This is a genomic window from Nocardia sp. NPDC004573 (assembly GCF_053602135.1).
Genome location: NZ_JBSGDA010000009.1, coordinates 57158 through 71594, shown reverse-complemented (window position 1 = coordinate 71594; position 14437 = coordinate 57158). Strand labels below are relative to the sequence as shown.

Here is a 14437-nt window from a genome sequence, read left to right as displayed (position 1 = left end):
CTCTCGACAAGGCCGCGAACGGTTGCGTCGCTACGCCCTTCACGTCTGGGCGAGGATTTCCTCGTCGGTCATCGAGGCCACCTCGAGGTAGAGCCGGGCTACCGCGGGCAGCCTGCCGTCCGCGCCCTGCTGGGCTTCGCGTTGCTGCAGCCGCCGCGCGAGCCGCGCGACGGTTCGGGTGGCGAACAGGTCCGCGACCAGCGCGTGGTCGGCTTGCAGCCACTCGCGCACGCGGGCGATCACGGTCGTGGCGAGGACGGAATCGCCACCGCGGCCGAAGAAATCGTCGTGCACGCCGATCCCGTCGATGCCAAGGACGGCCGCGAAGATATCGGATAGCGCGGCCTCCACGTCGTCGCGGGGGGCGGTGTCCTGATCGTCGTCGCTCCCTGGTTCGAGGAGGGCGACCACGGCGCGGCGGTCCAATTTGCCGTTGGCGGTCAGGGGCATCTGCTCGAGGAACTCGACCCGGGTGGGCACCATGTAGGCGGGCAACAGATCCGAGACCACCGCGGTGATATCACCGATCTCGCCCCCGTCACCCGCGACGGCGGCGACCAGCTTCGGCGCGCCCGCACCGACGACCGCAGCGACGGCATGACGGACGCCGGGCACCGTGCGCAACGCGCTCTCCACCTCGCCCAGTTCCACACGGTACCCACGGATCTGGACCTGATGATCGGCGCGACCGAGGAACTCGATCGTGCCGTCGGGCCAGTACCTGGCCATGTCGCCGGTCTTGTACCAGCGAAGGCCGTCGTGTTCGACGAAACGCTGCGCGGTCCGCTCCGGGTCGTTGCGGTAGCCCGCGGCGACGCAGACGCCGCCGACCCATAGTTCGCCGGGCACCCAGTCCGGACAGTCGCGCCCCGCGGACCCGACGACCCGGCATCGGACGTTGCGCAACGGAACGCCGAACGGCACGGTCGCCCAATGCGCGGGCGGCTCGCCCTCGACCTCGCAGATGGTGGTGTGGATGGAGGTCTCGGTCGCGCCGCCGAGACCGGCGAACCGGCAACCCGGCACCTGGGCCGACAGCCGGCGGGCCAGGTCCGCACCCACCCAGTCCCCGCCGAGGATGGCCGCGCGCAGCGAATCACCCAGTTGATCACCGCCGATCTGCAGAATCATGTCCAGCATGCTGGGTACGCAATTGAGGATCGAAACGCGATGCGTGCGCAGCAGTTCCACCCACGAGGACGGATCGGCGCGTTGCTCCGGATCGACCGCCACGACGGCGCCGCCGACCGAGAACAGACCGAAGATGTCGTAGACCGAAAGGTCGAATTCCAGGGCGGACAATCCCAGCGCGCGATCCTCGCCGCCGACCCCGAACCACTCGTTCAACGCATCGATGGTGTTCATCGCGCCGCGGTGCGGGATCTCGACGCCCTTCGGCACGCCGGTCGACCCCGAGGTGAAGAGCACGTAGGCGATGTCGCCGGTGTCCGGATAGACGGGCGCCGCGAGCGGCTGCGGATGGTCACGGGCCACGTCGATGGACACACACGTGATCGGGGCGCCCAGCTCCGCGCCCTCGGCGGTCAACGCCGCACCGACAGCTCCGGTACGGAGGATCTCCGCACGACGGCCCGTCGGTTGATCGAATCCGATCGGCACGTAGGTCGCTCCGGCCGCGAGCACGCCGAGCACCGCCAGCACCTGATCCGGCCCTTTCGGCAACTGGACGGCGACCGCGTCGCCGGGCTGCACACCTTCGGCGCGCAGCGCGCCCGCCACGGCCAGCGCGCGGGCGGCCAGTTCCCCGTAACGCCATTCCCCTCGCTCGTCGCCCAGACCCCACGCCACCGCGGGCGCCTCGGGATGCGCCGCGGCATGTTCGAAGAAGCCCTGGTGCAGGCAACGCCCGCTGACCGGGCCGTCGGTGGCGTTGACCGCGGCCCGCACCTCGGCCTGGGCCACCGGCAGCCGCACGGCGGCCTCGGCGGTCCACCCCGCCGCGCCGTCGCCGAGCCGCCCGATCGCCGCGCAGTAGCGGGCGAACATGGCGTCGATCATGCCCTCGGGGAAGGCCGACGCGCGCACGTCCCAGTTCAGCAGCAGTCCGCCGCGGACCTCGGTGACCTGCGCGTCGAGCAGAACCTGCGGCCCCTGCGAGATGATCCACACGGGTTCGCCGAAGGTCTCGGTGACCTTGTCGGCGAACAATTCGCCCAGGTTCAGCGCGCTGGTGTAGACGACGGGGGCGAGCACGGGCTCCCCGCGATGCCTGCCCAGATCACGCAGCACCTCGAGCCCGGAATAGGCAGTGTGCGCGCCGCTTTCGTGCATGCTGCGTTGCAGCGCGCGGGCGCGGTCGGTGACCGACATGCTCTCGGTCACGTCGACCTCGAGCATGATCGAGGAGGTGAAGTCGCCGATCACCCGATCGATGTCGGGGTGCACCGGATCGCGATGGAACAGCGGCACATTCAGCAAGAAGCGGCTCTGCGCCGACCAACCGCCGATGGTCTCGGCGAACACCGCCGCGAGCGCCATCGCCGGAGTGATGCCGCGCTGGTGTGCGGCGGCGAGCAACCGTTGCTTGGCTTCCGGCGCCAGCCAGTGGTCGTAGCGCACGGTGCGATTCGGGTCGGTGCGCTCGCTGACCGCCACGGTGGGAAGCTCCGGTGCGCCGGGCGATTCGGGCAGCCGCCGCTGCCACCACTGCCGGTCGCGCTCGCGTGCGGTGACGTCCTCGCGGTGCTCGGTGCGGTGCTGCCGGTAGGTGTAACCGGGGACCGGCAGGGCCGTCCCATGGTAGAGCTCGGCCAGATCGGAGATCAGGATCCGGTAGCTCATGGCATCACCCGCGAGCATGTCGACATCCAGATGCAGCCGGCTGCGATCCCCGTCGCGCAGCGTGAGGGTGATGTCGATGACCTGGCCGACTTCGATGGCGAGGCGCTGGTGGGTCTTGCGGTCGCGCAGCTCGATCAGCGCCGCCTCGGCCGCCTCGGGCGATTGGCCGCGCAGGTCGACGACGCTGAACACCGGCTTGCCCGCAACCGCCATGGTCTGCTGTGTGCCGTCCGGCAGGAACCTGGTGCGCAGCATGGGATGCATGGCGACCAAGTCGGACACCGCGCGCTCCAGCCGCGCGGGATCGATCCGGCCGCCGTCGAATTCGACATACAGGTGCGCCGCGACTCCGCCGAGTTCTTGCTCGTCGGAGCGGCCGATCCAGTACGCGTGCTGCATGGTCGCCAAAGGGAAGGGCGCCGCCGGATCGTCGTCCGCCGCCTCGGCGGCCGTCTCGACCGCGGCCGGGCCGGACGCCCGGTCGCCTGCCGCGTCTTTCGCGCCGAGCAAGCCGTGCCAGGAAGCCACCGTGGGATCGGCGGCCAGTTGGGCGAAATTGATGTCCGCGCCGCGTTTACGCCAGCCGCCCGCCAGCTTCATGGTGCGGATCGAGTCCAGACCCAGTTGGATGAGGTCGTCGTGATCGGCGATCTCCGTGGCGTCGAGCCCCAGTTGACCGGCCACCGCGGCCCGGATCTCCTCCAGGCCGATGTCCACCATTCCCTCTGCCCGACGCTGTGTCGACTCCATCGCGCTGCCACTCCTTGCCTGCCACCGCAACCGGCGGACCGAGACTGCCGGGGCATAGCTTAGCCGAGCCTAAATAGGTTTGCCTAACCTACATCGGCCCGTGCTTTCGGCCATTCGAGCGCCAAGTCGAGCAATTGCCGCAGGCCATTGGCCCGATCGTGGCCGCCGGTCGGCAGGGCGGCGGGCGGCGCGGTCTGCGCCACCGGACGCAGTCCGGCGGCTCTGCATCGGACGGCATAGGCGACTCGACGTGCATAGTCGCCGGCACCTTGCCCGGCGTCGGCGGCTCCCGACCCCTGCCCCGGGGACGGCATGTACGGCTTCAAATGCAGCAGGGCGTCCTGGATTTCCACCGTCATCCGATACAGCCGGGATGCCGCGCCGCTGTCCCCGTCGTCGGTTCGGCTCAAGACGACTTCCGGGACCGCGGCGGTCAGGTCACACCACAGCGGACGAAGACGACGGCAGCGCCGGCCGGCTCGATCCAGCCCCGCGCGGGCCAACAAGGCTGTCACAAGCGGTATCGCCGTGAGTGTGGCGATGACGAGCACGCAGACGAACGACGAGACCGCCAGAACGTTGCCCGGATGGCTCGGCGGGACACCACAGAGCGCGCGGACGATAGTCAGCAGTGCCGCCGCCGCCCAGTACACCGCAAGGACGAAAAGGACCGAATACGTCAGCTTCTCTTTCACCATACGAGCCGCGGTGCGCAGTTCACGGAAACTGGCTCGCGCGAGGAGGTATCCGCTGGCAGCCATAGGCAGCTCCGACAGCGTCCACACGATCTCGTCGAGATCGACGTGCAACACATCCCGCGCGGCGGGTGCAAACGTCAGCAGTACTGCCGAAGTCACGGCGGCGACGACGCTGTAGACCTTTTGCCTGCGCAGCATCACCTCCGGCTCCGCGCCCGCGGCCAGTTGCGCGAGCACCAGGACCATGGCGGTGGTCATCAAGCCGCAGCACAGGAACAGCCGCTGCCCGAGCCCGGGAAAGCCCGCCGCCGCAGCGAGGACATACAGCGCCAGGCCACCGAGATTCCAGGTCCAGGCATGGTTGATCATGCGATCGGTGAAGGTATCCGCGACCAGGAGCCATCGCCCCGCCGCGATCGCCGCGATCACCAGAATGACCGGGAACATGATCCAAACAGGCACCGAATCCATCGGCATCAGACCCTAATCGCCGCCGCCCGCCGCGCCAATCGCGGTGAGCCGGCCGGGTGCGCGACCGGCTCACCGCGGATCACCGCTGCGCCGACCAGGATTCGCGCAGCATAGCCAGCGCGTCACCGGACAGGCCCGAGGCCGACATCGGCTCGTACCGATGCTCCTGCGCGGCCCGCGCCGGCACGTCCGCGCCCTGAGCGGTGGCCGCATCCACCGCCGCCGCCAGCTCGTAGAGCGTGAAGTGCTCGAAGATCATCTGCGGCGTCAGGGCAAGACCCGCCTCTCCCGCGCGCGCCGCCCATTGGATGGCGATGACGCTGTCGCCGCCGAGGGCGAAGAATCCGTCCGTGCGGCTCACGTCGGTGATCTCCAGCAATTCCTCGAGCAGTTCGGCGAGGGCGCGCTCGGTGTCGGTCTGCGGCGGGCCCGCCTCGGCGTCGCCGACCGCGATCTCGGTCGCCGAATGGCGTACCACGGTGCGCGAGCTGTCCCATCCCTCCGGCACGACATTCGAGTCAGCGAGCGCCGTATCGGGTTGCGTGGCGAACGCGGTCAGGATTCGCACCAGCGTGTCGGCGAAGATCTCGCCTGTGGCGGGCTCGTAGAGCTCGGAGTTGACCACGACCCGGGTCAGCAGCTCGCCGCCGGGCTGCACCAGGAAGTCCAGATGGAAGTCCATGAACGCGGCGTCGTACTGCGGCGTGAGCGGGGTCAGGGTGGTCTCGCCGCGCGCGGTGAACTCGACGGTCGGCGCGGTGTGCCCGAACTGCATGATCACCTGGAACAAGGGATTGCGACCCAGTACCCGGGGCGGGTTGAGCGTTTCGACGATCCGCTCGAAGGGCACGTCCTGGTGGCCGAGGGCGCTGAGCGCGGACTCGCGCACCTTCTCCAGCACGGTCCGGGGCGTCGGGTCGCCCGACAGATCGTTGCGCAGCACCATCATGTCGGCGAACAGCCCGATCAGCCGGTCCACCGACCGTCCGGGCCGGTTGGCGACCGTGGCCCCGATCGGCACGTCGTCACCGCCGCCCAGCGCGTGCACCAGCACCGCGGCCGCCGCCTGGCACAGCATGAATTCCGTCGCGCCCGTCGTCTCGGCGAGCGCTCGCAATGCCTGCCATGTCTCGGCCGGAAGCACCCTCGTCGCGCTCACCCCGGTGTAGCCGAGCCGCGCGGGACGCGGGCGATCGTGCCCGACCGCGATCTCCACCGGCAGCCCCGCCAGTGCGCCGCGCCAGTAGTCGAGCCGGCTCCTGCCGTGGTCGCTGAGGTCGTCGCGGCCCGGCGCGTGATCGAAGGTGTTTCGTTGCCACACCGCGAAGTCCGCGAATTGCAGCGTCAGCTCCGGCCAGGACGGAGCCGTGCCGCTCACCCGCGCCCGGTAGGCGGCGGTGAGATCCTCGATGAACACCCGGCACGATTCCCGGTCGGTGACCATGTGATGGGCCAGCACCGACAGCACATGGGTCCGCTCGTCCAGGACGAACAGCCGCAAGCGGACCAGCGACTCCCCCGCCAAGTCGAAGACATGGTTCGCCTCGGCTTCCAGTGCCTCCTCCAGACGGACCGCGACCGTGTCCGCGGCGCCCTCGAGCACGGTGCGGGGCACCTCGACCGGTCCGGCCGGAGCCACCCGCTGATACGGCGTCCCGTCGTGCTCCGGGAAGGTGGTGCGCAACGACTCGTGGCGGGCGACGACATCGGCGACCGCGTCGGCGAGCGCCGCGACGTCGAGTTCGCCGTCGAAGCGGATGGCGAACCGGAAGTTCTCCCATCCGAACGGGCCTTCCAGCTTGCGGCGCAGCCACAACGCCCGCTGCGAGTACGACAACGGAACTCGCTCGGGGCGTTGCTGTTTCGTCGGCGTCGTGAGGTCCTCGCCGACGGGCCGTCCGGTGGGAACGACTTCGTCCAGATTCTCCCCGAATTGATCGTGATACCGGGCGACCAGATGCGCGGCCAGACCTGCGACCGTCGGGGTGTCGAACGGCGCGCGCACGTCGACGTCGACCCCGAAGGCATCGCGGATCAGCGCGACCAACCGGGCCGCGAGCAGGGAATGGCCGCCGAGTTCGAAGAACGAGTCGTCGGCGCCCACCCGATCGGTGTCGAACAACTCGCCGTACAGCGCGGCGACCCGGATCTCGGTGGGCGACTCGGGTTCCCGGTAGGTGCGGGTCTTCGCCAGCACCGGCTCCGGTAGAGCGCGGCGATCGAGTTTGCCGTGCGCGCTCAGCGGCACCTCATCGATCACGGCGAAGGCCGCCGGGACCATGTGCTCGGGCAGTGTCGCCGCGACCGTCGCGCGCACCTGCTGCACATCGATCTCGTGTCCCGGCGCTGGTACCAGGTACGCGGCCAGGATCGGGCCGAGCCGCTCGTGCTCGGTGACGATCGCCACGCACTGGGCGACGCCGGGATGGTCGGCCACCGCCGCCTCCACCTCACCGAGTTCGATGCGGAAACCGCGGACCTTCACCTGTTCGTCGGCGCGGCCGACGAATTCGATCTCACCCTCGGCGGTGCGCCGGGCCAGGTCGCCGGTCCGGTACAGCCTGCCGCCGGGGAGGAACGGATCGGCGACGAACCGCTCCGCGGTCAGGGCGGGCCGGTCCAGGTAGCCGCGGGCGAGCTGGCGTCCACCGAGATAGATCTCGCCGATCACGCCCGGCGGCACCAGCCGCATCGACTCGTCGAGCAGGTACACGTAGACGTTGCGGTTCGGGTACCCGATCGGCACGATCCTGGTTCCCTGCGGCCCGTCGACCGGCATCGAGGTGGAGCACACCACCGCTTCGGTCGGGCCGTAGTGGTTGCGCAGGTCGGCATCGAATTGCGCGGCGAAGCGGTCGGCGATCTCGCCGGGCAACGCCTCGCCGCCGACCGGCACGTGCCGCAACGCCCGCCAGTCGTTGGCCTCCGGGAGCATGAGGAACGTCGCCAGCAGCGAGGGCACCATGTGCAACACGGTGATCCCGTGCTCGGCGATCAGCTCGGCGACATACGGAATGTCGCGGTAGGCATTCGGTTTCGGAACGACGATGCTCGCGCCCGCGATGAGCGGGAGGAAGATGTCGGCCAGCGACGCGTCGAAGCTCACCGAGGTCGCCTGCAGCACCCGCTCCGGAATGCTCGCATCCCAGTCGGCCGCGAAGTTCACCAGGTGATCGGCGATCGCGTCGTGCGGGACGGGCACGCCCTTGGGCTGGCCGGTGGAACCCGAGGTGTAGATGACGTAGGCGATGTTCGACGGGCGCAGCGGCGATTCGCGGTCGGCGTCGGTCGGATCGGTGTGCGGCAACCCGGCGGCCTCCGTCATCGCCGTGGCGATCGCCTCGGCGTCGAACGACAGCGCAGGCCGCGCATCGGACAGCAGGTACTCGATGCGGTCCGGTGGATAGGCCGGATCGATCGGCAGGTACGCGCCGCCCGACTTGAGCACCGCGAGGGCCGCGACGATGAACTCCACGGAGTTCGCCATACGCAGCGCGACGAGCCGCTCGGCGCCGACACCGCGCCGGATCAGCCAGTGCGCCAGGCGGTTGGCCTGCTGATTCAACTCGGCGTAGGTGAACTCGGCTTTCTCGGACACCACCGCGACGCGGTCCGGGGTCGCCGCGGCCTGCCGCTGCACCAGTTCCACCAAGGTGGTCGCGGGCGCGTCGACGAGCGGACCGTGCGAGGCGGCGAGGATCTCGGCGCGGTCGGCGGCGCCGAGCATATCGATCGCGCGGACCGGCTGCCGCGGATCGCCCACCGCACCCGCGAGCAAGGCCAAGTAGTGGCGCAGCAATTGGGCCACCACCGACCGGTCCAGCTCGTCGACCAGATAGGTGGCTTCCACCCGCGCGCCCGCGTCGTCGAGTACGACCATCAGCCCCAAAGGCTCCTGGGCGACCGCGCTGCCCCAGGACAGTTCGGTGGAGCGGACATCGGCGAGATCGAAGCCGTTGGCCCCACCGCGCACACTGAAGCTCAGTTGCACGAGCTGGGCCAGCCCGTCGCTGCCGGCGATCCGGTCGGCGCTCACCTCCCGGACGACCCGTTCGACGCCGACCCCCTGGTGCGCGAACGCGTCGCGGGCGGCGTCGCGCGTCGCGTCGACCAGTTCGCCGAAAGTCCGCGCCGGATCGATCCGGGCGCGCAAGAGCAGCGTGTTGCCGAAATAGCCGATCAGCGCCTCGGCGTCGCGGCCGCGGCGGTCGGTCACCGGCACCGCGACGAGAAAGTCCGTCGCCGCGGTGTACCGCTGCACCAGCGCCTGGAAGGCCGCCAGCAGCACCATGAACGGGGTGGCGGAGCGATCACGCGCCACTTCGGTGACCCGATCGAGCAGTTCCGGCGGCAACGGCAGCACGCACTTGTCGGCGTTGCGCGTGGCCCCGTTCGCGCCGAGCGCGCCGGGCAGCTCGAGCCGGTCCGGCAGCGGCGTCAACCGCTCGCGCCAGTACGCCAGGTCGGCGTCGTCCTCGGCAGGTCGCTCGGCCGGCGACACGTCCACGTACTGCGATCGGATCTCCGCGAGCGAGTCACCGCGGTAGGCGGCATTGAGTTCTGCGAAGAAGACCGACCAGGAATCGTCGTCCCAGCCGATGTGGTGGATCGTCAGCACCAGTACGTGTTCGGCCGGACCCGTGCGCGCGAGCGTCACCCGCAGCGGAGACTCCGAGGTCAGGTCGAACGGGCGCGTGAACTCCCGCCTCGCCAACACCTCGAGCCGCCTGCCGCGGCCTTCCTCGGTGAGATCGGTCAGATCGTGCTGCCGCCATCCCGGTCCCAGGTCGGCGTGCGCGACCTGGTAGGGGTTCCCATCCGCACCGACGTGGTAGGTGGTGCGCAGGATCTCGTGCCGCGCGACGACGGTGCCGAAGGCGGCGCGCAGGCGCGCGACGTCCAGCGGACCGTCGAGACGATAGCCGACGCAGACGTTGAGCGTGGTGTCCTCCGGCGCCACAGTCTGCAGGAACCACATGCGCTGTTGCGCGGAGGACAGCGCGGACGGTTCCCCGGGACGCCTGCGCGGCTCCGATTTCGCCGCGGGTGCGAGTTGCTGATCACGCAGTCGCTGCTGGAGCAGCCGCTTGCGCCGCTCGAGGATCTCGTCTGACATGGTGGGTCCTCCAGGCTGGGGGTTCGAAGGGGGCTGAGTGGCTGGTGGAATCGCGGTCAGTCGGCGCCGACGGTCACCGCGGAGACCGCCCGCTCGAGTGCCGCGACGGCGTCGTGCCACAGTTCGGCGAGCCGGTCGACGTCCGCCGCGGTGAACACCGCTTCGCTCCAGCGGAGCATGGTGACCAGCTGCGGCCCTTCTCCGGTGGTGCGCACCGCCGAAACCACGTCGAGCGCATAGCGCAGGGGGAAGTCGGGCTCCGCCACGAGCGGCAGGCATTCGTGCAGCGCCAGATCCGGGATCGGCGCCCAGGGCCGGCCCGCGCCGGCCAGGTCGAACCGGCCCAGGTAGTCGAACAGCACCTGCGGCTGCGGTGCGTCCACCAGTTCGGGCGCTTCGCCGAGATAACGCAGCACGCCGTAATCGATACCGCCGTTCGGCAGGTCCGCCAGATGCGCCGTGACGTGTTCGAGCAGCGCGGCGGCACGAGCCGGATCCGCCAGCGCCGTCGCGACATCCACGCTTTGCGCGCCCGCCGCGAGCCTGGCCGGCACGATGCTGGTGAACCAGCCCACTGTGTGCGCGCTGTCCACATCGGCGCCGAGGACCGCGTCCTCCCGGCCGTGACCTTCCATCGCGACGTACGCGCCCGCCGCCGCGTCCTGGCCGCGTTCCAGGCGCCAGCTCGCCAGCGTCATGGTCAGCGCGGCGAGCAGGAACTCGCGTACTCCCGCGGCGCCGCCACCGAGGTTGTCCAGAATCGCCGCGCTGGTTGCCGTCGAGGTGGGCACGGGGTGGACCCGGTAGGAAGCCCAGGTGTCCGTTCTCGGGTCGGGCAGCCGGCTCCCGAGCACCGGATCCGGCGCGGCGACTTGGCGGGCCCAGTATTCGCGTTGCGACACAACGGCTTCCGTGCCGACGCGGGTGCCGAGCAGCCGGGCCCATCGCCGGTAGCCGGTGTGCTCGACCGCCGGCGTCGGCGTGCGCCCCGCGGCGACCTCGGCCCAGTAGGCGGCGAGGTCGGCGGAGATGACGTACCAGGAGACCGGGTCGACGGCCAGGTGATGGATGGTCAGCAGCAGCACGTCGGGGGCGCCGGACCGGACGAACCGGACAGCGCGCACCAGATCACCGGTGCGGGGATCGATCTCGTCGGCGACCGCACGACCACGAGCCGCCAATGTCGCCTCGAAGTGCTCGCCTTCCTCCACCCGGGACAAGATGTCCTGCGCGCGCACGCTGCCCGGCGCACGCGTCTGGAGTTCGTATCCCGGCGGCGTCGTGACGAAGCGGGCACGCAACATGTCGTGTCCGTCGAGCAGCGCCTGCAACACGGCGATCAGCCCGTCCTGATCGATGCCGTCGGGCAGCTCGAGCAGGTTGCTGAGCGCGAGCCTGCGGTAGCCGCCGTACTCGTGCATCCACGACACGATCGGGGTCGGATCGACCAGCCCGTAGCCCTCCGAGGCCGTCGTGCGTCCCCGGTCGCCTCCGGCGTCGATCCGCGCGGCGAGCTCCCGGATCGTCGAAGCGCTCAGCACCGCCTTCGGGCTGACCGAGAGACCGTCACGCCGTAGCCGGTTCACCAGCGAGATGGCCACGATGCTGTCCAAGCCGAGGCTGATCAAATCGTCATCGATGCCCGGAACGGGACCGCCGGACAACTCGGCCACCGCGGCGCACAGGCGGTGTTCGGTGCCGGTGCGCGCGGGCGCTGCCCCGGCTCCGGTATCGGCGGCACGGTCGTCGGCCAGCACCGCGAGCCGCTGAGCGTCGAGCTTTCCGTTGCTGGTCACCGGCAGCCGCTCGACGACCAGGATCCGGTTCGGCACCATGTATCCGGGCAGCTGCCCGGCCAGCGCCGCGCGCAGCCGCACCGCGTCCAGACCGTCACCCACCGCGAACGCGGCCAGGCTGGGACCGCCCGCGCGACGTACCACGATCACCGCGGCGGTTCGCACGCCAGGCAGGGCGAGCAGCGCCGTCTCGATATCACCGATCTCGATCCGGTAGCCGCGGATTTTCACCTGGTCGTCCGCGCGGCCGACGTAGGCGAGATCGCCCGAGGGCAAACGGCGCACCAAGTCGCCGGTCCGATACATCCGTTCGCCCGCGCGATGCGGATCGGCGACGAATCGCCCTGCGGTGCTCTCCGGCATGCCGATGTAGCCGCGGGCAACCTGCGCGCCGGAGAGATACAACTCGCCCACGACGCCGACCGGCGCCTGCCGCAGGCGCGAATCCAGGACGTAGCCGGTCATTCCGGTGACCGGCGCCCCGATGGACGGCTCGGCCTCGCCGTCGGCTACCGCGGCGACCACCGCCTCCACCGTCGTCTCGGTGGGGCCGTAACAGTTGTGCACGGCGGTGCCGGGCAGCGCGCACAGCTGCTTCCACAGCGGCACCCCGATGGCCTCGCCGCCGAGCGCGAGCACGGACAGCGGCGTCGTGCCCTCGTCGACCAGCCCGGCCGCGGCGAGCTGGGCGAACATCGACGGTGTGGTGTCGATCATGTCCAAGCCGTGCCGCACGATGCCGTCGACGAGGCGGTGGGCGTCGCGCATTTCCTCGGCGTCGAACAGGTGCACGGCATGTCCGTCGAACAATCCGATCAGCGGCTGCCAGGATGCGTCGAAGCTGAGCGACCAGGCGTGCGCGATCCGCAGCGGCCGCCCAAGCCGCGTCACGGCGGGCCGGTACACCCGGTCGCGGTGGTCGGCGAAGTACGCGGCCAGCGCGGCGTGCGTGCCCACGACGCCTTTGGGTTCCCCGGTGGAACCGGAGGTGAAGATCAGATAGGCGGACTGGTCCGCTCGGCCGGGCGCAGGCGCGAACGCCGCCCCGCTACCGGAGATGTCGTCCATCCGCAGTATCCGCGCGCCGTCCACGGTGTCGCCGAGCACGGGCGGGGCGGAACCGTCGACCAGGATCAAGCGCGGACGGGATCGGCGCAGGATCGATTCGATGCGGGCGGCAGGGAGGGCGGTATCGACGGGCACATAGGCGGCTCCGGCGGCGAGGACGGCGAGGATCGCGACGATCGACCGTGCCGAACGCGGCAACGCCAGCGCGACAACCTCTTCCGGACCGGCGCCGTGTGCTGCGAGCACACCCGCGGTTCGGACTGCGGCGTCGGCCAATTCGCGGTAGGTATAGCGGTCGTGCTCGGTGCTGAGCGCGAGCGCGTCCGGCGTGGCGGCCGCTTGGCGCGCGAACAGCTCCCACAAGGTGACGCCTCGCGCGTCCGCCGCGATCTCGGCCGGTGGCCGCGCGCTCTCGCCCGGCAGCAGCACGTCCAGTGCGTCGGGCCCGTACTCGCCGATCGCGGGCAACTGCCGCAGCACCGAGATCAACCGCGCCCCGATGTCGGGACCGGAGAGGGTGCGCAGCGCCGCCTGGACCGCCTCGATCGTCACCACCAACTGCCCCTCGTAGACGAACGAGGTCACCGCGAGCGGATAGTGCGTCAGGCTCTCCGATGTGATCGGCTCGACCCGGACCCCGTCCGCCAGGTCGATGGGGCGCAGGATGTCGGACATGGGCGCGTTCTCGAACACGAACAGCGTGTCGAACAGCGTGCCGGACCCCATCGACCGCTGGATCGCCGACAGGCTGACGTAGGCGAGATCGCGCATCGGAGCCGACTCGCGTTGCAGCCGCGCGCAATCGCGCACCACGTTCTCGGCGCCGACCGCCACACGGACGGGGACGGTGTTGATGAACAACCCGATCATGGTCTCGACACCGGACAACTCGTCCGGCCGGCCCGAGACGGTGGTGCCGAAGACCACGTCGCGGCGGTCGGTCAACCTGCCGAGGAGGACGGCCCAGGCGTACTGCACGACGGTGTTCATCGTCAGGCCGTTCGACCGCGCCCATGCCGTCAACCGGCTGGTGTCGGCGGCGTCCAGGGTGACCGTATCGATGCTGGGCACAATGGTGTTCACCGCCGCATCGCCCCGGTCGGCGACGATGAGCGGATCGAGATCCTCGAGGTAGTCGCGCCAGGCGCGCAACGCGGCGTCGTTGTCGCGGGCCGACAGCCAGCCGATGTAATCCCGGTAAGGCCGGGGCCGGGGCAGCGCGTCCGCCGCGCCGCCCGTCTGGTACAGGGCGAACAGCTCTCGGAAGAACACGCCGAGCGACCACCCGTCGAGCAGGATGTGGTGCGCGGTGAGCACCAGTCGCCGTGTGTCGTCGGGCAAGCGCAGCAGCAGCACGCGCAGCAGCGGGCCGCGGGCCAGGTCGAACGGCGCCCGGGTCTCCGCGGCGATGACCGCGTCGAGTTCGGCCGGGTCGATCGCGCGTTCGGCCCATGGCAGCTCCACGCTGGTGGGCACGATCTGCACCGGCCGCGGGAGGTCGCGATCCCAGAACGAGGCGCGCAGGTTGGGGTGCCGCCGCAGGATCACCTCGACGCTGCGGCGCAGCAACGCCGCATCGACCGGGCCGGAGATCTCGTAGACGAACTGCAGGGCGTACAGATCACCTTCCCCGGCCAGCCTGGCCAGCGAGAACAACCCCTCCTGCAACGGGCTCAGCGCGAGCACGTCCTCGATCTCGGGCATGGGCGCCTGCGTGTTCTCCGACATTGAGCGGC

At 70.3% G+C, this 14437-nt stretch carries 4 protein-coding genes; all 4 read right to left on the bottom strand.

The annotated features are described in order from the left end of the window. Positions 1 to 39: 39 nt before the first annotated feature. The 4 genes from ACWEKR_RS16535 to ACWEKR_RS16520 all read right to left on the bottom strand — a co-directional run bounded on the left by ACWEKR_RS16535 (position 40) and on the right by ACWEKR_RS16520 (position 14429). Positions 40 to 3522, bottom strand: a complete 3483-nt coding sequence (locus ACWEKR_RS16535; protein ID WP_452355326.1) for a non-ribosomal peptide synthetase — start codon at positions 3520 to 3522, stop codon at positions 40 to 42. Between the two features lie 113 nt (positions 3523 to 3635). Continuing rightward, entirely contained in the window at positions 3636 to 4712 is a 1077-nt protein-coding gene (locus ACWEKR_RS16530; protein ID WP_452355181.1) for an MAB_1171c family putative transporter, read from the bottom strand. Positions 4713 to 4800: 88 nt separating this feature from the next. Continuing rightward, on the bottom strand, positions 4801 to 9837 hold the full coding sequence (locus ACWEKR_RS16525; protein ID WP_452355180.1) for an amino acid adenylation domain-containing protein: 5037 nt from the start codon (positions 9835 to 9837) through the stop codon (positions 4801 to 4803). Positions 9838 to 9893: 56 nt separating this feature from the next. After that, complete coding sequence (locus ACWEKR_RS16520) at positions 9894 to 14429, bottom strand: amino acid adenylation domain-containing protein (RefSeq protein ID WP_452355179.1); 4536 nt, start codon at positions 14427 to 14429, stop codon at positions 9894 to 9896. Positions 14430 to 14437: the final 8 nt, after the last annotated feature.

Excerpts from the sequence above, each read along its gene's own strand:
- ACWEKR_RS16535 (WP_452355326.1), bottom strand. The coding sequence starts at position 3,522 with ATGGTGGACATCGGCCTGGAGGAGATCCGGGCCGCGGTGGCCGGTCAA.
- ACWEKR_RS16525 (WP_452355180.1), bottom strand. The coding sequence starts at position 9,837 with ATGTCAGACGAGATCCTCGAGCGGCGCAAGCGGCTGCTCCAGCAGCGA.
- ACWEKR_RS16520 (WP_452355179.1), bottom strand. The coding sequence starts at position 14,429 with ATGTCGGAGAACACGCAGGCGCCCATGCCCGAGATCGAGGACGTGCTC.